The organism is Streptomyces sp. NPDC002574 (assembly GCF_042889545.1).
Lineage (GTDB): Bacteria > Actinomycetota > Actinomycetes > Streptomycetales > Streptomycetaceae > Actinacidiphila.
Map to the genome: position 1 here is coordinate 14,373 of NZ_JBIARB010000007.1, position 18,745 is coordinate 33,117.

Consider the following 18,745-nt stretch of genomic DNA (forward strand, 5'->3'; position numbering starts at 1 on the left):
GGGTCCGTTCCCTGATTCTTCCTGGGATGAGTATCAGTTGCGAACCCGGGGCGGTGTCGACACGCGATTACCTGAGATTCGCTTGCGGATCGGCCGTATGTCAGGACGGCTTCTCACCGACCGTCGTGGTGGGGTCGATGAGCCCGAATTGGGCCCCCTGGTCGTCGCTCACCAGCAGAAACCGGCCGAAAGGGGAGTCCAGCGGCCCGCGTGTGACGCGGCCGCCGAGCCGTACGACGGTCTCCGCGGCCCGGTCGGCGTCCTCGACGGCGAAATAGACGAGGATGTGCGGGGGCATCTCGTCGGGGTACCGCCCGCTCATCCGGAAGCGGCCGAGCACGGCGTTGGCGACGGCGACGTCCTGGCCGGCGGGGACGAGGATCCGGAAATCGGTGCCCGGGCCGTCCGCGGCGTTCCCGGCGGCCGCGGTGCCGGCCTTCGCGGCGGCCTCGGCCTTCTCGAAGATCTCCTTGCCGCGGTACCCGAAGACCTCCTCGTAGAAGGCGTCGGTCGTCGCCGCGTCACGGGTGAAGATCTCGGCCCAGATGTAGGAGCCGGGCCGGTCGGTCGTCTCGAAGCCCGCGTGCGTGCCGGCCTGCCAGCCGCCGAAGACCGCCCCGGTCGGGTCGGCCGCGGTCAGCATGGAGCCGAAGGGCCCAACGGCCATGGGTTCCATGATGAGTTGACCGCCCGCGTCGCGGATCCTGCGGGCGGTGTCCTGGATGTCGGACGAGGCGAGGTAGAGGTTCCAGACCGTCGGCATGCGGCCGTCGGGCTTGGGCGACAGCGCGGCGACGTTCTTCCCGCCCGGACCGTAGGCCTGGGTGTAGGAGGACCACTCCGGATCCGTCGCCCCGAAGGTCCAGCCGAGCAGCTCACCGTAGAAGCGTTTTCCCGCCTCCAGGTCGTTGAGCATGGCGTCCGCCCAGCAGGGCACGCCGTCGGCGTATCCGGCCATCTGGTCCTCGATTCGTGTCGTGATTCGCGCGGTGATTCGCATGGATCGACGGAGTGTCTGACTTGACACGTTATCGGCCGATCCTCAACCCCGCCCGAGGAAAAATCGAACACATGGCCTTCCCCATTTGCAGGCACCGAATCGCGCGCTGATCACCAGCCCGTAAACTGACGGCATGACAGGACAAGTTCGCACCGTCGACGGCCGTGTGGCAGGACGTCGGGGTCAGGCGACGCGGCAGAAGCTGCTCGACTGCCTCAGCGAAATGCTCAGCACGTCGCCGTACCGGGACGTCAAGGTCATCGACGTCGCCCGGATGGCGGGTACCTCCCCCGCAACGTTCTACCAATACTTCCCCGACGTCGAGGGCGCCGTGCTCGAGCTTGCCGAGGAGATGGCCAAGGAGGGCGCCGCGTTGACGGACCTCGTGGCCGGTCGCTCCTGGGTCGGCAAGGCCGGTGCCACCGCGGCGGAGGAACTCGTCGAGGGCTTCCTCTCCTTCTGGCGCAAGCACGACGCCATCCTGCGGGTCGTGGATCTGGGTGCGGCCGAAGGGGACAAGCGGTTCTACAAGATCCGCATGAAGATCCTCAACCCCCTCACCAACTCCCTTTCGGATTCGGTCAAGGAGCTCCAGAGCAAGGGCCGGGTCGACAAGGACGTCACTCCGGCGGCCGTCGCCGGTTCCCTGGTGGCCATGCTCGCCGCGGTCGCCGGACACCAGAAGGGCTTCCAGAGCTGGGGCGTCAAACAGGCCGAGTTGAAGCCGAATCTGGCGCTGCTCGTACATCTGGGAGTGACGGGCAAGAAGCCGACGCGCTGATTCCCGCCGCTCACGGCCTTCTTATGTCCTTGCCACATAGTCCTGCCTGCAAAGACGCGGGCGCCGACCGGTCCTCGGGGGAGGTTGCCGGAACGGCGCCCGCGTTTCCTTTTCTCCCGGCCCCGGCGGTTCCGGCGGTTCCGGCGGGGGCACCCGTTCGGTCGAGCGAGGGGCGCGCCGGTCCGCGCGGCCCGCGGGCGCCTCAGGCCCCGGCGGCCGGCAGGGGGTCCGTCGCCAGGCGGCTGTGCAGGTGGACGTCGCGCAGGCGGCCGGAGATGTCGACCATCGCCCCCCGCAGAACGCCCTCCAGGGGGTAGCCGCAACGACCGGCGACGGCGCAGGAGGGCTCGTTGCCGACCGCGTGGCCGAGTTCCAGGCGGTGCAGGCCCAGGTCGCGGAAGGACCAGCGGGTGACCGTCTCCAGGGCCCGGGAGGCGACCCCGCGGCCGCGCGCCTCGGGGAGCAGCCAGTAACTGACGCGGGCGGTGCGCATCGGCCGGTCGATCATGCCGATGGCGGCCTGCCCGAGCACGGAGCCGTCCTCGGTCACCGCGAAGGAGGCGAGGTCGCCCGCGCCCCATCCCTCGCGCCGCCGGCGCAGGAAGTCGCGCGCGCCGCTCTCGTCCGGCCGGGGCACGACCGCGGAGTTCCAGCGCCGGAAGTCCGGGTCGCTCAGACCCCGCAGAGCGGCGGCGAAATCTCCCGGGGTGTCCTCCCACGGTCTGAGCAGCAGGCCGTGCGCCTGCAACTCGACGGGTACCAGCACGGGTTCCTGCACGGCCATATTCAACCAACCGCCGCGGGAGGCCGTACGCGGGGCCCGTGCTCCTGCCCGACCGACCCGCCGGATACCCGAAGTACCCCCCGCCGCAGCACCAATTGGCCGGATACGGGCACTCCTCCGCAAGGCGCCGACGGTGAAGCGCGCTACCTTCCGGAGTGACCTCGCCCCCCGGCCAGCCACAGGAGTACGACATGACCGACACCTCCGCCTCCGCCGTCGCCCCGATACCGGGCGCGGCCGCACCGGACGCCATCGTCATCGGCGCCGGGCCCGGCGGGCTGGCCGTGGCGGCCTCACTGCGGCACCGCGGCGTGCGCACCCTGGTCGTCGAACGCTCCGGCGCCGTGGGCGCGTCCTGGCGCGGCCACTACGAACGGCTGCGCCTGCACACCACCAGACGGCTGTCCGCGCTGCCGGGCCTGGCCATCCCGCGGTCCTACGGCCGCTGGGTGGGCCGCGACGACGTGGTGCGCTACCTGGAGCAGTACGCGCAGTTCCACGACCTCGACGTCGCCACCGGGATCGAGGTGTCCCGCATCGAGCGCACGGAGGGCCCCGCGGCCGGCTGGGCGCTCCCGGCCACCGGCGGCCGCAAGCTGACCGCCCGCAGCATCGTGGTCGCCACCGGCTTCAACCACACCCCGCACCTTCCGGACTGGCCCGGCCTCGACACCTTCGACGGCGAGTTGCTGCACGCGTCCGACTACCGCAACGGCACGGCCTATGCGGGCCGGGACGTGCTCGTCGTCGGCGTCGGCAACACCGGCGCCGAGATCGCCGTCGACCTGGTCGAGGCCGGGGCGGCCCGCGTCCGCCTGGCGGTGCGCACCCCTCCGCACATCATGCGCCGCTCCACAGCCGGGTGGCCCGCGCAGCGCACCGGCATCATGGTGCGCCGCCTGCCGACGCGGCTGGTGGACGGCGTCGCGCCCTACGTCGAGCGGCTCTCGGTTCCCGACCTGTCGGCCCACGGGATGCCGCGGCCGCAGACCGGCCTGTACTCCCGGGTGCGCGAGGGCGCCATTCCGGTCCAGGACGTCGGCCTCATCGCCGCCGTGCAGGCGGGCAAGGTCGAACCGGTGGCCGCCGTCGAGGGCTTCGACGGCCGCGAGGTCCTGCTCGCGGACGGCACGCGGCTCACCCCGGAGGCCGTCATCGCGGCGACCGGCTACCGGCGGGGCCTGGAACCGCTGGTCGGCCACCTCGGCGTGCTCGACGACCGCGGGCGGCCCTCGGTGCACGGCGGTCGCAGCCCCGAAAACGCGCCCGGCCTGTACTTCACCGGCTTCACCAACCCGATCAGCGGCAACCTCCGCGAAATGGCCATCGACGCACGACGGATCGCCAAATCCGTTGCCAGACGGTAGTCGTGCCGCCACGGTGGGTATCGAAGAGGTGTGGGCGCCACGGCGCCCGCGCACACCGCGCACACCGATCGCAGCCACCGCGCCGTCCGTACCGGCGCGGTCCCGGCACCACCCCCGTTCCGGCGGACCGGCCGGCCCTCTCCCCCTCAGCCGGCCGGCCCGCCTTCCACGGCACCCGCCGGCCCACCCGCTGCCGGGGTCACGGGGCGGGGTCCTTCCTGAGCAGGTACCGGATCGCGCGATCCGGATCGCCCAGCTCCTGGTAGAGCACCGGCCGGGCCTCGGTGCCCCGCGACGACCACTGGCCCATCTCGGGGCCGCCGTCACCGAAGGCGAGCGTGAGGCCGCCGGGCACCCCGCCCCCGCCCTCCTCGACGTACCGCCACGTCCCGGGGCCGGAACGGCCGACGTAGTAGCTGTACAGGCCCGACGCGTCCGCGTCGTACTCGCGGATGCCCCGCGCGGTGAAGGTCCCGTCCGCCGAGAAGCGGATGACGCCGTCGAACTCGTCGCGCCAGGTGCCCGCGTAGTCGGCCCCCGAGTCCAGGACCGGCGGCTCGTACTCCTTCACCAGGCCCGTCCCGTACGCCACCAGGCCGCCCGCGAAGACGACTCCGACCAGCGCGACGCCGACGACGGAGATCTGGAAGGCCACCTGCTTCTGGCGCGGCCATCCGGTCTTCCCTTGCGGGTTCGGGCCAACGGCGTAGAACGAGGCGGCCAGCACGGGGGCGGCGCCGGCGCCGGCGATCCAGCACCATACCGTCAGGTACGGCAGGCCCAACGATGGGGCCGACGCGGCGAGTACGGCGGCGAGCACCGCCTCGGCCACCAGGCAGCACAGCGCACGCGGCAGCCCGGCACGGCGCGACAGGGCGTGGCCGAGAGCGGCGGCGGGCAGGGCGTGCAGCAGGGAGGCGGCCACACCACCGCCCCAGAGGGCGACGAGGAGGACCGGGAACAGGCACACCAGGAGCCCGCCGCCGGACGGCCCGTAGAACGACTCCAGTGCCGGGGCGGCGACGGTCTGGACCGTCAGCGCCACCGCCCCCACCGCGCAGTAGGCCGTGACGGCGGCCGCCCTCCCGGCGTCGTCCCACGGACTTCCGGAAAGTCTCCCGGATGGTCTCCCCCACCCCATGCGCATCACGCTGCGCCCGGGAGGGGACGACCACTTGGCCGCCCCCTCCCGGGGGCCGAGCGGGGCCCTCAGGCGGCCAGTGAGGCCGCCAGGGGCGTCCGCGGGGCACCCCGGCGGATCACCAGCGCCATGAGCGCGGCGATGGCGCACAGCGCCCCGGAGGCGTACCAGACCAGGTCGTACGTGCCGAAGGCGTCGCGGGCCGCGCCGCCGAGGAAGGCCACCAGGGCGGCGCCGAGTTGGTGGGAGGCGAGGACCCAGCCGAACACGATGGCGCTGTCGGCACCGTAGAACTCACGGCACAGGGCGATGGTCGGCGGGACCGTGGCGACCCAGTCGAGTCCGTAGAAGACGATGAACAGCACCATGGGCGGGTGCACGGTGCCGGCCATGAGCACCGGCAGGAACATCAGCGACAGCCCGCGCAGCCCGTAGTACGTGGCCAGCAGGCGCCGCGGGCTGAAGCGGTCGGTGAACCAGCCGGAGGCGACCGTGCCCACGATGTCGAAGACGCCGATGACGGCGAGCAGCGACGCGGCGGCCGTCACCGGCATGCCGTGGTCGTGGGCGGCGGGGACGAAGTGGGTCTTGACCAGCCCGTTCGTCGACGCCCCGCAGATCGCGAAAGTGCCCGCGAGCAGCCAGAACGGCCCGCCCTTCGCGGCGCCGGCCAGCGCCCTCAGGGCGCGGACGGCCGCGCCGGTCACCGGGGGCGGCTTGGGCACGAACTGCGCGGCGCCGTAGGGGGCGAGCCCGACGTCGGCCGGGTGGTCGCGCAGCAGGAGCCAGACGAAGGGCGCGACCAGCAGCGCGGCACCGGCGACGGTGAGCGTGGCGGAGCGCCAGCCCGCGTGCTCGACGATCACCGACAGCCCCGGCAGGAAGACCAGTTGGCCGGCCGCGCCCGCCGCCGTCAGGATGCCGGTGACCAGGCCGCGGCGCTTGTCGAACCAGCGGTTGGTGACGGTGGTGGCGAAGGCCAGCGCCATGGAGCCGCTGCCCAGTCCGACGAGCACGCCCCACAGCAGGACCAACTGCCAGCTCTGCCGCATGAAGACGGTCAGGCCCGCGCCGGTGGCGATCGTGAGAAGCGCGGCGACGACCACCCGCCGCATGCCGAACCGGTCCATCAGCGCGGCGGCGAACGGCGCCGTGAGGCCGTACAGCGCCAGGTTCACCGACACCGCGAACCCGATCATGCCGCGCGACCAGCCGAACTCGCTGTGCAGCGGCTCGATCAGCAGGCCGGGCAGGGAGGCGAAGCCCGCCGCGCCGACGAGCGTGACGAAGCCGGCGACGGCGACGTACCAGGCGCGGTGCACACGGGGCCCGCGCGGTGGACGGGGGGCGGGGAGGGCGAGATCCCTCAGGGGCTGGGCGGGAAGCTCCGGAGTCTGCGTCACCAGACGAGCATCCGGCACCGGTTCTCCCGCAACGAGTGGCCGGATGGCCATGATGTGCGAGGATCGGGCCATGGCCGCGCCCTTGGAGACCGCAGCAGAACCCTCCGAAGAACCCGCCGCGGAACCCGCCGCGGGATCGACCACCCTCGTGAAGCCGCACCGCGTCGCCGTCCTGGTGCAGCACGGGGTGATCCCGTTCGAACTCGGCATCCCCCACCGCATCTTCGGCGGGGCACGGACCCCGGACGGTACGGACCTGTACGAGGTGCGCACCTGCACCCCGGGCGGTCCCGGCCTCGTGCGCGCCGAAGCCGACGTCGAGATCGCCGTCCACCACGGTCCGGAGATCCTGGAGGAGGCCGACACCGTCATCGTCCCGGCGGCGCACGAGCACGACAGCGCCCACTCCGACGGCCGGCTCTCCCCCGGCCTCGCGGCGGCCTTCGCCCGCATCCGCCCCGGCGCCCGGCTGGTCTCCATCTGCACCGGCTCGTACTTCCTCGCCGCGGCCGGCTACCTCGACGGACTGCGCGCCACCACGCACTGGTCCAGCACCGAGCACTTCCAGCGCCTCTACCCCCGGGTGCGGGTGGAGCCGGACGTCCTGTACGTCGACAACGGGCACATCCTGACCTCGGCGGGTGTCGCCTCCGGCATCGACCTGTGCCTGTACCTCCTGCGCCGGGACCACGGCTCCGCCGTCGCCAACGCCAGCGCCCGGCGCACCGTCGTGCCGCCGCACCGCGAGGGCGGCCAGGCCCAGTACGTCCAGCGGCCCGTCCCGGAACCGCAGTTGGCCACGACGGCGACCGCGCGGGCGTGGGCGCTGAGCCGTCTGGACCATCCGCTGACGCTGCGGGAGCTGGCCGGGAAGGAGTCCATGAGCGTGCGCACCTTCACCCGCAGGTTCCGCGAGGAGGTCGGCATCAGTCCCGGTCAGTGGCTGGTGCAGCAGCGCGTCGAACGGGCCCGGCACCTGCTGGAGTCCAGCGGCCTCTCGGTCGACCAGGTCGCCCGCGACGCGGGGTTCGGCACCGCGGCCTCGATGCGGCAGCACCTGCAGGCGGCGCTCGGCGTCTCACCGACCGCCTACCGGCGCACCTTCCGGGACACCGCGACCGGCTGAGGCCCCTGCGCGCGCAGAGGGCGGGGGCGCCGCCGGGGGAACCACGGACGTGCGGTCGCGGTCCTCAGAACGCCGGGCGGCCGATCAGGCCGCCGGTCGCCTGCGTCGGCACGATCGCCTGGCCCCGTGCGCAGCGGTCGATCTCGCACCAGATCTGCTTGCCCGCACCCTCGCGCTGCCAGCCCCAGCGGTCCGCCAGGCCGTCCACGAGTTCCAAGCCGCGCCCGCCCGTCTCGTCCTTGTCCGCGTGCCGCGGTCGCGGCGGGGCGTCACTGGTGTCCTCCACCTCGACCCGTACGGTGTCGCGCTCCTGGCCCTGCGAGGCGCCGGAGGACCGGAAGAGCATCCGCAGCACCGCGGGGCAGCCCGTGTGGACCACCGCGTTGGTGACCAGCTCGGAGATCAGCAGGATCAACGTCTCCGCGACGGGCTCGTCGGCCCCTATGCCGGAGCCGGCCAGACGCGACCGCGCCCAACTGCGGGCCCGGCCCACCTCGGCCGGGTCGGGACCTACCTCTAGCTGAACCTGGAGCATCTGCACTGCTCACACCATCCGAACCGGCGGACACATCGCCTCGCGCCTCGGCGAGGTCACCAAGCGTGACCCCTTCGCCACACAGCATGATTGACCGACAGTCACCCCAACAAGCGCTTCGGGCATATTCCAGCGCGAAGGGGGAGGGGTGCTGCATACTGTGCGGGGCTCATTACGGGGCGAATACGCACAGCCCGACATCGGCCGCCTGCCCGGCCCTTGGACCGTGCTCCGACCGCTCACGTCGCGCTCCTGCACCACACGCACCCGATGGAGCGTACCCGAGGCGACCCCCGACTCCATGGCGTGACGAGTCACACCTCGGACACAACACGATATCGACACTGGTCACCACTTATCTCGGACAAATCCGGCACACCTCACTAAATTTCGCAAAGTGCACGATTGGCCGGACGCTCCGCGTGTGCCGCCTCACCGTCCGCGACGGACCGCCCCGCGCTCCGGAACCCCTGCCCGTTTCCCGCCCGGATGCACCTCCGGCCCGCACCCGGGTGGGCAGCCGCGGGCCGCCGCGCGAGGCGTTCGCGCACCGGCCGCCGACGTGCTTTACGAAAGCGTGAGGCATGGTCGGCGCAAAGCCGCGTACCCTCCTCCGCAAGAGATCCGGAGGGAATGGGGCACGGTGGGCGCACAGGACGACCGGGACCGCACGCAGGATGTCCTGGAGGAGGATCTGGACGATCCTCAGGTGCGGCTGCGCCTTGGCGAGGCCGCCCTCGACGCGGGCGAACTCATGGAGGCCCGGGCCCACTTCGAGAACGCCGGGCGCCTCTTCGACGCCGACCCCGCCACGGTCCCGGCGCGCCGGGCCACCGCGCTGCGCGGCCGGGCGGTCTCGCACCTGCTGGCCGGCGAGGTGCGGTACGCCTCCCACCTGCTGGAGGAGGGCATCGCACGGTTGGAGACGGAGGCGGTGTCCGCAGGCGGACGTCCCGACCCCGACGCGCTGTTGATGCTGCACGTCGCGGCGATCGGCCCGTACACCGACCTGGGGGCCTACGCCCGCGCCGCGCACGCCGCGGAGCAGGCCCTCAACCTCGCGCCCGACGCCGCCGACCCGGCCCTCGTCGCGCTGATGCACCGCAGCATCGCCCGCACCCTGATCGTCGCGGGACGCACCGGCGAGGCCGAGGCCTCCCTCGCCAAGGCCCAGGAGATCTTCCAGCGCCTGGAACTGCACACGGATCTGGCGCACTGCCACTGGATGCGCGGCTACGTCCACTCCCAGGACGGCGATCTGGAGCAGGCCGAGCGCGAACTGCGCACCGCCCGCGACATGCTGGCGGCCGGACGCTCGGTGCTGTTCACCGTGCAGGTCGAGGTCGAGCTCGCCGACGTGCTGCGCCGGCGCGGCAAGCCCACCGAGGCCGAGGAGCTGCTGACCCGGCTGCTGGACCAGCTCGGCCCCTGGCGCGGCGCGGTCCACGCGGGCGGTGCGCACCGGTTGCTGGGGCTGCTGGCCGAGGAGCGCGGCGACCCGGAGGCCGCGGAGGAGCACTACGTCTCCGCCCTGGCCCTGCTGGAACGCGCGGGCGCCGCCGGGGACCTGGCGGACATCTGCCGGCTGCTGGGCGATCTGCTGCGGCGCGCCGGACGCGTCGAGGCCGCGCTGGACGCCTACCGCACGGGGCTCGGCCACCGCGCGGCGATCGGCACCACGACGCTGGGCCCGGCACCCGCGGACTCGTAGGACCTCCCGCAGGGGGGCGGGCGGGGCGGCCGGCGCGTCAGGCCGACAGCGGCCCCGCCTCGTCGTCGGTCGCCGCCTCGATGTCGGGGAACACCTCGAACAGCCGCCGCACTCCCAGCGCGGCCAGCACCTTGTTGACGTGCGCGGCGCCGTTCCCCCGCACGTCGGAGGGCAGGATCAGCCGCAGCCGCCCCGCGCAGGAGCGCATCAGGCGGCGGGCGGCGATGAGCACGCCGACCCCGCTGGAGTCGCAGAAGTCCACACCGGCCAGGTCCAGTACGAGGCTGTGCCGTCCGTCGGCGACGGCGTCGTGCACGTGCTGCCGTACGGCGGGGGCGGTCACGAGGTCCAATTCGCCGGAAACGGTCAGGATCGTCCAGCCGTCCCGTTCGTCGTGCGTCACCTTCAACGCCACTGTCTGGCCCTTCTCACGTCACCGATTCTGTTGACCCTATGCCCTGCCCACGCCGCTTCCTCGCAATCTTTCGGTCACACCCGGATAACGCATTACCAGAATTGATCAGTTTCGGCAGAAGCTTGCCCCAAGGCGGCGTACACGACAGCACCGGGCGGATACATTCGATGCGAGGCAGGACGACCGGAGTCGGGCGACGGCGACAAAGGCGAAGAGGGGGGACGACGCATGGCGGCATCCGCACCAACCCGCTGGGACCGCAAGATGCAGCAACGCCTCGCCCGCGGCGAGGAAGCAGCCCTCGGAGAGCTGTACGACCGCTTCGCCTCCCTCGTGCACAGCCTCGCCCACCGTGTGATGGACGACGAGGAGACCGCCGCGCAGATCACCCGTGAGGTCTTCGGCTACATCTGGGAGAACCCGGACGCCTACGACCCCAAGCAGGGTTCGCTGCGCTCCTGGGTCGCCGGGCTCACCCAGAAGCAGGCCGTCCACCGCCTGCGGCTGTCCGAGAACCACGGCGAGGGCACCCCGGAGGAGGTCGAGAACCGGCTCAGGGAGGCGAACACCGCCGCCCGCGCCGACTACATCGTGACCTCCATGCCCGAGCCCCTGCGCCAGGCGCTCGACCTCGCCTACCGCCGCCGCATGGACTACCGCGAGGCCGCCGTCGACCTCGGCGTCACCGACGACGAGGCCCGCCGCCGGCTGCGGCTCGGGCTGCAGCTGCTCTCCACCGCCATGCAGGACCCCGCCCCCGAGGGGCGTGCCCTGTGACCGGACCCGCCGAGGACGGCGACAACTCCCCGCACGGGACCACCCCGCCCCGTGTGCCGACGCCCCGCGGTGCCGCCGAGGACGGCCCGCTCCCGGAAAGCGTGACCATGCAGCCCGAACAGCCCCGGTACGACCACCGCGTGCTCCGCTCCCTCCTGGGTGCCTGGGCGCTGTCCGCCTGTTCGCGCGACGAGTCGCTCGCCGTGGACGAGCACCTCACCTCGTGCGCGCCGTGCGCGGACGAGGCACTGCGGCTGCGCCGGGCCGTCGAACTCCTCCACCAGGAGGAGTCCCTGGACCTCGACCCCCTGCTGCGCGCCCGCGTCCTGGAGGGCTGCCTCGGACGCCGCCCCGCGCGCATCCCCGTCCCCCCGTGGGCCGCGCCCTACGACGCGGAGACCGCACGGCTCGACGCGCTCCTGTCCGACCTCGGCGAGCACGAGTGGGACCTGCCGGTCCAGCTCGTCTGGGCCGGCGGCGAGCGCGAACTGACGCTCTGCGGGGTGCTGGCCCACCTCGGCTCGGTGGACGGCGTCGTCGCCACCGCGCTCGGCCTCGACGACCCGCTCGGCCCCGGGGCGCCCCGCACCCGGCTGGAGCGCACCGAACTGGCCGGGGAGCGCTGCCGCCACCACACGCGCGGCTTCGTGCGCAACAAGTGGCGCACCCAGACCCGGGACATCGTGCGCACCCTGTCCTTCGCGGGCACCGGTACCGGCGGCCTGCCCGTCGACTTCACGGACATCGTGGTGCCCATGCGGGACGCCCTCATCGACCGTGCCTTCGAGTGCTGGATCCACGCCGAGGACATCGCCCAGGCGCTGGACTACCCCGAGTACGGGCCGCCCGCGCCGGCGCACCTCAACAGCATGATCGACCTCGCCGCGCGCATGCTGCCGCTGGCGCTCGCGGGCCTGCGCCAGGCCGGGCTCGCGGACTCCCCCGCACGTCTGGTGCGCGCGGGCACCCCCGGCCGCACGCTCGACCTGCACGTCGAGGGCACGGGCGGCGGGCACTGGTACATCTGCCTCGACTCGCCGGGCGCCCTCGGCTCGCCTGACAACGTCGTCGCGGAACTGGCCGTCGACCAGATCGACTTCTGCCAGCTCGCCGCCGGCCACCTGCCCCCCACCCGCATCGCCGCGGGCCGCGGCGGCGACCCCGACGCCATCCGCGACATCCTCCTCGCCACCGCCTCCCTCTCCCGCCTCTGACACCCCCCAAGGGGCGCGGGGGAACCGCGCGACCAGCCCGCACGCACCCGCACCCAACGACGCGCCTCAGACACCCCAGGGGCGCGGGAAACCGCGCGACCAGCCACACCCCACCCGCACAGAACACACCACCGCAGCCCGGACCACCCCGGACCGGCCTGGCGCAGCGCAGCGCTACTTGCTGACCGCCGCCAGAATCTCCGGCAACCGCCTGTGCATGCGCGGCGCAGCCGCCCGCACACCCGCGGCCGCGAGCACCGCACCGTAGACGCAGCCGACGGGCAGGACGAGCCACAGCGCGCCGTGGCGGTCGGCGACGTGCAGCCAGATCAGCAGCCCGAGCACCGGGAGCGTGAGCACGGTCCCCATGCCCGCGCCGCCGACGAGGCTGAGCCAGACCAGGCTGCCCTGTCCCGGAGCGGCGGAGCTGCCGAAGCGGTTCTCCCGGGGCATGGAGTAGGGGAAGCGGACGCTGGCCCACGCGCCCGTGGCGATCAGCGCGCCGAGCAGGGCGAAGGAGAGCCCGAGCGTCTCCGGCGCCGCGTCGAGGCGGTGCAGGAGCAGCGCCGCCCCGACCGTGACCACGGCGACGTACGGGACGGCCACGACCGCGATCGCCAGCGCGCGGGCCCGCAGTTCCGCGTAGGCGTCCTCGCGGGAGGAGATCGTCGCCGCGACGGTCCAGAAGGCGGAGCCGTCCATGCCGAACTGGTTGTACATCTGCAGGCCGAGCAGGCCGGCGGCCCAGCACGCGGAGTACACGCTGCCGTGCTGCACGGCCGAGACCACCGGCAGCAGCAGTCCCACGGCCAGCGCGGTGGCCCACGCGGCCTTGGTGCGCGGGTCGCGCCAGGCGTAGCGGAACTGGCGCTCCATGACCGTCCCCGTGCGGCCCTCTGGGAACAGCCTGCGCGTGCTGCGTACGCGCGCCGGCCCGGACGCCTGGAGGGTGGAGGAGTCGGGACGGGTCATCAGCCGGTCCAGGCTGTGGTGCCACCAGATCAGGACGCCGGCCAGCACGGCCGCGGTCCACAGGAGTTGGACGGCGGCGAGCCCGTACGCCCCCGTACCGGCCGCGTGCACCGCGTCGAGGGCCGAGGCGGGCGGCAGCCAGCGCAGCACGGAGGTGACGCCCTCCAGCCGCTCCAGACCCTTGCCGGAGGCGAGGGCGTTGGCGCCGAGGTTGACCAACTGCGCGCCGACGGCGACGAGCACGCCGCTCAGCAGCGCCAAGTCGCGCCCCCTGCGGCTGGTGAGCAGCCGGGTGTTGGCGGCCGCGACGGCCCGCGACAGGGTTACGCACAGCACCACCACGAGGGGCACGGCGACGATCGCCGCCGCCACCGACGCCGCCCCGTGGGCCACGGCCACCGCGGCGCCGGTCGCCACCAGCACCGTCAGCAGCGGTCCGACACCCACCAGGGAGGAGACCAGCAGCGCGACGATCAGCGGGCGGGGGCGCAGCGGCAGCATCGCCAGCCGGGTGGGGTCGAGGGTGTCGTCGCCGCCGAAGACGAACAGCGGCATCGCCGCCCAGGCGACGGCGAGGACGGTCCCGGCGCCGACGGCCGCCGCCTGCGCGTAGTCGTTCCCGTGCAGGACGACCAGGCCCGCGGAGAGGCCGAGCGCGTACACCAGGGCGACGAGCGTGCCGACGATCCAGCCCACCGTGCGGCCGGTCGACTGCCTCAGTCCGTTGCGGATGACGGACAGTTTGAGCCGTACGAAGGTCCCCGTCACGGCCGTCCCGCTCCCCGGCCGCCGGCCTTGCCGGTGCCGCCGGTGCCGCCGGTCCCGGCCGCACCGGTCCCGCCTCCGCCGAGCCAGTCCAGTTCGCGGCCCTCCGCGCGGTCGTGCGCCCCCACGAGCGTGAGGAAGGCGTCCTGCAGCGTCGCCGCCTGCCCGCGGACGTCCGCGAGCCGCCCCTGCGCGACGATCCGGCCGGACGCCATCACGGCGACCCAGTCGCACAGGCTCTCCACCAGTTCCATGACGTGGGAGGAGAAGACGACCGTCGCGCCCGAGGCGGTGTAACGCTCCAGGACGCCGCGGATCACCTGGGCGGAGACCGGGTCGACGCCCTCGAACGGCTCGTCCAGGAAGAGCACTTCGGGGTTGTGCAGCAGCGCCGCCGCGAGCCCGATCTTCTTGCGCATGCCGGTCGAGTAGTCGACGACCAGCTTGTTCGCGGACCCGGCCAGGTCCAGGACGTCCAGCAGCTGGGCCGCCCTGCGGTCGGTCTCGGCTCCCGGGATGCCGCGCAGCCGCCCGGTGTACGCGAGCAGCTCGCGCCCGGTGAGCCGCTCGAAGAGCCGCAGCCCCTCCGGCAGCACACCGATACGGGACTTCACGGCGACCGGGTCGCGCCAGACGTCGGCGCCGGCGACGTCGACCGTGCCGTCGTCCGGCCGCAGCAGCCCGGTGACCATGGACAACGTCGTCGTCTTGCCCGCGCCATTGGGACCGACGAGCCCGACGAAGTGACCGGCGGGCAGCGTCAGGTCGATCCCGGCGACGGCGATCTGCTGCCCGAAGCGCTTCCAGAGTCCCTGGACGCGCACGGCGGGCGGCGTGGCGGGTTCGTTCGGCATCCGGCCAGCCTATGCCGCCGCGCCGACAGTGCGGCGGCTACCTGGTCCGCCCGCACGCGTAGGCGAGGGGGCTGAGCAGTTCCTCGGTGTCGGGCAGCCAGCGGTTGACCGCGGTGGGCTTGCGGGCCCACTGGACGGTCTGGCCGCCCGCCAGCCGGGTGGGCGGGGCCGGGATCCAGTCGCCCTCGCCGCGCACGACCAGGTCGAGCGAGGACGGCGACCAGCCGAGCCGCCGCAGCAGATCGGGCACCTTCGCCCCGGCGCCGGGGAGCACGAAGAAGATCAGCCGCCGGTCCGGGGTGCCGATCACCGGGCCCAGCGGCAGCTCCATCCGCTCCATCCGGGCGAGCGCGAGGCAGCCGGCGACCTCGGGGACGTCGATGGCGTCGAAGGTGCGGCCGGTCGGCAGCAGGATCGAGGCGTCCGGCTGGGCCAGCCACATCCGGCGCACGGCCGCGGCGCTCCCGCTCGCCTGCCCGATCCAGTCGGCCGTGAGCGGGTGCGCGCCGGGCGCCGGGCAGCGGGGCGCGCCGCACGAGCAGTACGGGGTGCGCCGGCCGCCGGAACCCGCGGCCGGACCGGTCCCGTCGGTGAGCCAGGCTCCGGGGAGCACATCCCAGTGCCGCTCCTCCGCGTAACGGACCGCGGTGTCGAGGAGTTGGCCGGCGGTCTGCCGGGGGGCTGTGAGGGTGTCGTCCACGGTGTCTTCCACGACCATCACAACTGCGGCGCTGAGCACGGGTTACGGGCGGTGACGAGTCCACTTCGCGGGTCATGACGGGCGCACGGGTGCACGCACGGGGGCGCGCGGTAGAGGGTCGTACATGATCCGGGTAATCACTCTTGGGTGTGTAGGCATGCATCCCGCCGCAAATTATGGCGTTTGCGGCGAATCCGAGAGGCGCGTACCGGGAAGGGATCTTCAAGCAAGGGATCTTGAGGTCCCGCACAAGCGGCAGCTATGAGGGGGAGCCCATGGCCGCACGACCGCTCGTCGCACGTCAGCCCAACGAAAGGCTGCAGGCACTGATCCAGGAAGCCGGCTGTTCCAACGCCGGATTGGCCCGCCGGGTCAATATGTGCGGGGCGGAGCACGGCCTCGACCTGCGCTACGACAAGACCTCGGTGGCCCGCTGGCTACGCGGCCAGCAGCCCAGGGGCCGGGCCCCGGCGATCATCGCCGAGGCGATCGGCCGCAAGCTGGGCCGCACCGTGACGATCGACGAGATCGGCATGGCCAACGGCAAGAACCTCGCGACCGGTGTCGGGCTGCACTTCTCGCCCACCGTCCTGGGCGCGATCGAGCAGGTCTGCGAGCTGTGGCGCAGCGACGTCGGCCGCCGCGACTTCCTGACCGGCTCCTCCGTGGCCGCCTCCGCGCTGGTCGAGCCGAGCCGTGACTGGCTGATCACCCGGGCCGACACGCAGGTCGCGCGCACCGGCGGCCCGCGGGTCGGCATGTCCGACGTGGAGGCCGTACGGGCCACGACCCGGGCGCTGAACGAACTCGACCACCGCTTCGGCAGCGGACACGTGCGCCCGGTGGTGGTGCACTACCTCAACAGCGTGGTCTCCGGACTCCTCGCGGGCTCCTACCGCGAGGCGACGGGGCGTCAGCTCTTCTCCGCCGTCGCGCGGTTGACGGAGCTCGCCGGCTACATGGCGGTCGACACCGGGCAGCCGGGACTCGCCCAGCGCTACTACATCCAGGCGCTGCGGCTGGCCCAGGCGGCCGGCGACCGCGCGTACGGGGGCTACGTGCTGGCGGCCGGGATGAGCCACCTCGCCGCGCAGCTCGGCAATCCGCGCGAGATCGCCCAACTCGCCCGCGCCGCGCAGGAGGGCGCCCGCGGCCAGGTCACCGCGACGGCGCAGGCCATGTTCTACGCCGCGGAGGCACGCGGCCACGCGCTGATGGGCGACGCGCGGGCCTGCGGCGCGGTGGCCGGGCAGGCCGTGGAGGCGCTGGAGCGCTCGGCCCCGGAGGACGACCCGGACTGGATCGCCCACTTCAACCAGGCCTACCTCGCCGACGAGCTGGCGCACTGCCACCGCGACCTCAACCAGGCGCCGCAGGCCGCGCGCCGCGCCGAGGAGGCGCTGTCCGCCCTGGGGCCCGAGAAGGCCCGCCGGCGCGCGATCGGGCTCCTGGTGCTGGCCCAGGCGCAGGTGCAGCAGCGCGAGGTCGAACAGGCCTGCCACACCGGGGCACAGGCCGTGGAACTGCTGTCCACGCTGCGTTCCAACCGCGGGGCGGAGTACCTGGAGGACCTGCGGACGCGCCTCCAGCCGTACGCGGCGGAGTCGGCGGTCCGGGAGTTCGACGCCCGCCTGGAGGAGCAGGAGGCGGCGGCGTAACGGCGGTTCGCCCTCCGGATGACCGGAGGGCGAATCCGAATTGTTATGCGAACGACATCAACCCACCACCGCGGGCACCTTGTTCTGCGCCGAGGCGCCCGTCGGGGTCCTCGTGGCCCCCCGCGGCGTGGTGCCTTGCGAAGCCGACCCGGTAGCGTGAGCCGACGATTCCGTGTCGACGGAGAAGGCAGAGGTAGCGGTGATGCACGGCGGACGCGGTGACGAGGCGTATCCGGAGGTGCACGAGGGCGTGGTGCTGCCCGCACAGGGGCGCGCACCCGAGCCCGAGCTGCCCCCGGCGTGGAGCAGCGGGCCGGCCGGCGGGCAGCCGTGGGGCCGGCCGGTGCAGCAGGACCCCTACTACGGGCACCAGGCTCCCGTGCCGGACAGCGACGCGACGCAGATGTTCCCGCCCTACCCGCAGGCGCAGCCCCCGGTGTCCCCGGACGCTGGGCAGCCCCTGCCGCAGTTCCAGGGCCAGGCGGACGCCACCCAGCTGCTGCCCCCGTTCCCGGCGGCGTCCCAGTCGGCGCCCTTCGACGTCCGGTCCGGCGCCCCGGGTCCCGCGGACGCGACGCAGCACCTGCCGCGCTACGAGGACCTCTCCCCGCAGCAGGCGCAGCACCTGCCGCAGCCCCAGTCCCCGGCAGCACCGGCGTACGGCTACCCGCAGGAGCCCCAGCCGGAGCCGCAGGACGACTTCGGCCACCTGTACCGCCAGGACAGCCCGTCGCAGCAGCAGAACCTTCAGCCGCAGGCCGCCTACCAGCCGCCGGTCTACCAGCAGCAGCAGGCTTACCAGCAGCAGCCCCCGGCCCCCTCGTACGACGCCTACGACGGCTACGAGGAGCCCCGCCGGGGCCGCAAGCTGTCCCCGATGGCCCTCATAGGCATCGTGGTGGGCGGCTGCGCGATAGCCGGCCTCCTCGCCGGCGCACTCATGAGCGGCGGGGACGACGGCACCCCGGCGGCGAGTTCGAGCCAGTCCCCCGACGCGTCCGGGAGCTCCGCGGCGCCCAACGGCTCCGGGGGCGGCGCGAGCGCGGCGGAGAACCAGGCCAAGCAGCTGGACCAGCTGCTGCGGCAGAGCGGCGGCAGCCGCACGTCCGTCATCAACGCGGTGGCGAACATCACCAACTGCGACGACCTCGACCAGGCGGCCGGCGACCTGCGGGCGGCGGCCAAGCAGCGCGGTGATCTCATGGCGCGGCTGAAGACCCTCCCGGTGGACCAACTGCCCCGTCACCAGGAGCTGGTGGACGCCCTCAACAAGGCGTGGACGGCCTCGGCCGCCGCCGACAACCACTACGCGGCCTGGGCCGACCAGGTGAAGCAGGGCAAGCGGATGTGCAAGCACGGCAAGGCCCGCAACACTCCGCAGACCGCCGCCGGCAACAACGAGAGCGGCAACGCCACGCACGCCAAGAAGACGGCCGTCGGCCTGTGGAACTCCATCGCCAAGAAGTACGACCTCACCGAGCACCAGTACACCCAGATCTGACCGGGCGCGGCCGCCCGCGCGAAAAGCCCCGGAGCACACGG

The 18,745-nt window shown here is 73.2% G+C and carries 17 protein-coding genes; 8 read left to right on the top strand and 9 right to left on the bottom strand.

Annotation, left to right across the window (positions count from 1 at the left end):
- Positions 1–100 precede the first annotated feature (100 nt).
- Positions 101–1,000: a VOC family protein gene (locus tag ACFYXS_RS17530; RefSeq protein ID WP_389248930.1), complete on the bottom strand. Its 900-nt coding sequence runs from the start codon at positions 998–1,000 to the stop codon at positions 101–103.
- 133 nt (positions 1,001–1,133) lie between these two features.
- Here ACFYXS_RS17530 and ACFYXS_RS17535 point away from each other — a divergent pair, with 133 nt between their 5' ends.
- A complete protein-coding gene (locus ACFYXS_RS17535; RefSeq protein WP_389248932.1) occupies positions 1,134–1,781 on the top strand; it encodes a TetR/AcrR family transcriptional regulator in 648 nt (215 codons plus the stop codon).
- Positions 1,782–1,983: 202 nt separating this feature from the next.
- On the opposite strand, the gene ACFYXS_RS17540 is transcribed toward ACFYXS_RS17535, so the two are convergent.
- Entirely contained in the window at positions 1,984–2,565 is a 582-nt protein-coding gene (locus tag ACFYXS_RS17540) for a GNAT family N-acetyltransferase (RefSeq protein ID WP_389248934.1), read from the bottom strand.
- A 191-nt stretch (positions 2,566–2,756) separates the two neighbouring features.
- On the opposite strand from ACFYXS_RS17540, the gene ACFYXS_RS17545 reads away from it, so the two are divergent.
- The gene (locus ACFYXS_RS17545; RefSeq protein ID WP_389248936.1) at positions 2,757–3,932 is read left to right on the top strand and encodes a flavin-containing monooxygenase; all 1,176 of its coding nucleotides are present in this window, start codon (positions 2,757–2,759) and stop codon (positions 3,930–3,932) included.
- A 199-nt stretch (positions 3,933–4,131) separates the two neighbouring features.
- Here ACFYXS_RS17545 and ACFYXS_RS17550 read toward each other — a convergent pair whose 3' ends face one another.
- Complete coding sequence (locus tag ACFYXS_RS17550) at positions 4,132–4,977, bottom strand: hypothetical protein (RefSeq protein ID WP_389248938.1); 846 nt, start codon at positions 4,975–4,977, stop codon at positions 4,132–4,134.
- Between the two features lie 164 nt (positions 4,978–5,141).
- Positions 5,142–6,476: an MFS transporter gene (locus tag ACFYXS_RS17555; RefSeq protein ID WP_389248940.1), complete on the bottom strand. Its 1,335-nt coding sequence runs from the start codon at positions 6,474–6,476 to the stop codon at positions 5,142–5,144.
- Positions 6,477–6,546: 70 nt separating this feature from the next.
- Here ACFYXS_RS17555 and ACFYXS_RS17560 point away from each other — a divergent pair, with 70 nt between their 5' ends.
- On the top strand, positions 6,547–7,602 hold the full coding sequence (locus ACFYXS_RS17560; protein WP_389248942.1) for a GlxA family transcriptional regulator: 1,056 nt from the start codon (positions 6,547–6,549) through the stop codon (positions 7,600–7,602).
- A gap of 64 nt (positions 7,603–7,666) precedes the next feature.
- Here ACFYXS_RS17560 and ACFYXS_RS17565 read toward each other — a convergent pair whose 3' ends face one another.
- Complete coding sequence (locus ACFYXS_RS17565) at positions 7,667–8,143, bottom strand: ATP-binding protein (RefSeq protein ID WP_389248944.1); 477 nt, start codon at positions 8,141–8,143, stop codon at positions 7,667–7,669.
- Between the two features lie 556 nt (positions 8,144–8,699).
- Here ACFYXS_RS17565 and ACFYXS_RS17570 point away from each other — a divergent pair.
- Positions 8,700–9,848 (top strand): tetratricopeptide repeat protein, encoded by a 1,149-nt coding sequence (locus ACFYXS_RS17570; RefSeq protein ID WP_389248946.1) that lies wholly within the window; start codon positions 8,700–8,702, stop codon positions 9,846–9,848.
- 37 nt (positions 9,849–9,885) lie between these two features.
- Here the strand turns inward: ACFYXS_RS17570 and ACFYXS_RS17575 are convergent, their stop codons facing one another.
- The gene (locus tag ACFYXS_RS17575) at positions 9,886–10,263 is read right to left on the bottom strand and encodes an STAS domain-containing protein (RefSeq protein ID WP_389248948.1); all 378 of its coding nucleotides are present in this window, start codon (positions 10,261–10,263) and stop codon (positions 9,886–9,888) included.
- 228 nt (positions 10,264–10,491) lie between these two features.
- On the opposite strand from ACFYXS_RS17575, the gene ACFYXS_RS17580 reads away from it, so the two are divergent.
- Both ACFYXS_RS17580 and ACFYXS_RS17585 read left to right on the top strand, forming a co-directional pair.
- A complete protein-coding gene (locus ACFYXS_RS17580; protein WP_389248950.1) occupies positions 10,492–11,040 on the top strand; it encodes a sigma-70 family RNA polymerase sigma factor in 549 nt (182 codons plus the stop codon).
- Positions 11,037–12,254, top strand: a complete 1,218-nt coding sequence (locus ACFYXS_RS17585; protein ID WP_389248952.1) for a maleylpyruvate isomerase N-terminal domain-containing protein — start codon at positions 11,037–11,039, stop codon at positions 12,252–12,254. The genes ACFYXS_RS17580 and ACFYXS_RS17585 overlap by 4 nt, the downstream gene beginning before the upstream one ends.
- Positions 12,255–12,428: 174 nt before the next feature.
- Here ACFYXS_RS17585 and ACFYXS_RS17590 read toward each other — a convergent pair whose 3' ends face one another.
- Genes ACFYXS_RS17590 through ACFYXS_RS17600 form a run of 3 tightly spaced genes read right to left on the bottom strand, consistent with a single transcriptional unit; the run spans position 12,429 to position 15,563 of the window.
- Entirely contained in the window at positions 12,429–13,994 is a 1,566-nt protein-coding gene (locus ACFYXS_RS17590; protein ID WP_389248954.1) for a transporter, read from the bottom strand.
- The gene (locus tag ACFYXS_RS17595) at positions 13,991–14,845 is read right to left on the bottom strand and encodes an ABC transporter ATP-binding protein (protein WP_389248956.1); all 855 of its coding nucleotides are present in this window, start codon (positions 14,843–14,845) and stop codon (positions 13,991–13,993) included. Before ACFYXS_RS17595 ends, ACFYXS_RS17590 begins: the two co-directional genes overlap by 4 nt.
- Before the next feature lie 37 nt (positions 14,846–14,882).
- Positions 14,883–15,563 (bottom strand): bifunctional DNA primase/polymerase, encoded by a 681-nt coding sequence (locus ACFYXS_RS17600; protein ID WP_389249843.1) that lies wholly within the window; start codon positions 15,561–15,563, stop codon positions 14,883–14,885.
- Between the two features lie 257 nt (positions 15,564–15,820).
- Here ACFYXS_RS17600 and ACFYXS_RS17605 point away from each other — a divergent pair, with 257 nt between their 5' ends.
- Both ACFYXS_RS17605 and ACFYXS_RS17610 read left to right on the top strand, forming a co-directional pair.
- Positions 15,821–17,203, top strand: coding sequence for a transcriptional regulator (locus ACFYXS_RS17605; RefSeq protein WP_319663001.1), 1,383 nt, complete (start codon positions 15,821–15,823; stop codon positions 17,201–17,203).
- Between the two features lie 202 nt (positions 17,204–17,405).
- Positions 17,406–18,704 carry a hypothetical protein gene (locus ACFYXS_RS17610; protein ID WP_389248958.1) on the top strand — a complete coding sequence of 433 codons (1,299 nt, stop codon included), beginning with the start codon at positions 17,406–17,408 and terminating at the stop codon, positions 18,702–18,704.
- The last annotated feature ends 41 nt before the right edge of the window (positions 18,705–18,745 follow it).

Bases quoted from the DNA above. Each gene is read 5' to 3' on its own strand.
- ACFYXS_RS17540 (WP_389248934.1), bottom strand. From the start codon at position 2,565: ATGGCCGTGCAGGAACCCGTGCTGGTACCCGTCGAGTTGCAGGCGCAC.
- ACFYXS_RS17545 (WP_389248936.1), top strand. From the start codon at position 2,757: ATGACCGACACCTCCGCCTCCGCCGTCGCCCCGATACCGGGCGCGGCC.
- ACFYXS_RS17595 (WP_389248956.1), bottom strand. From the start codon at position 14,845: ATGCCGAACGAACCCGCCACGCCGCCCGCCGTGCGCGTCCAGGGACTC.
- ACFYXS_RS17610 (WP_389248958.1), top strand. From the start codon at position 17,406: ATGCACGGCGGACGCGGTGACGAGGCGTATCCGGAGGTGCACGAGGGC.
- ACFYXS_RS17530 (WP_389248930.1), bottom strand. From the start codon at position 1,000: ATGCGAATCACCGCGCGAATCACGACACGAATCGAGGACCAGATGGCC.
- ACFYXS_RS17560 (WP_389248942.1), top strand. From the start codon at position 6,547: ATGGCCGCGCCCTTGGAGACCGCAGCAGAACCCTCCGAAGAACCCGCC.
- ACFYXS_RS17535 (WP_389248932.1), top strand. From the start codon at position 1,134: ATGACAGGACAAGTTCGCACCGTCGACGGCCGTGTGGCAGGACGTCGG.
- ACFYXS_RS17580 (WP_389248950.1), top strand. From the start codon at position 10,492: ATGGCGGCATCCGCACCAACCCGCTGGGACCGCAAGATGCAGCAACGC.
- ACFYXS_RS17600 (WP_389249843.1), bottom strand. From the start codon at position 15,563: ATGGTCGTGGAAGACACCGTGGACGACACCCTCACAGCCCCCCGGCAG.
- ACFYXS_RS17605 (WP_319663001.1), top strand. From the start codon at position 15,821: ATGGCCGCACGACCGCTCGTCGCACGTCAGCCCAACGAAAGGCTGCAG.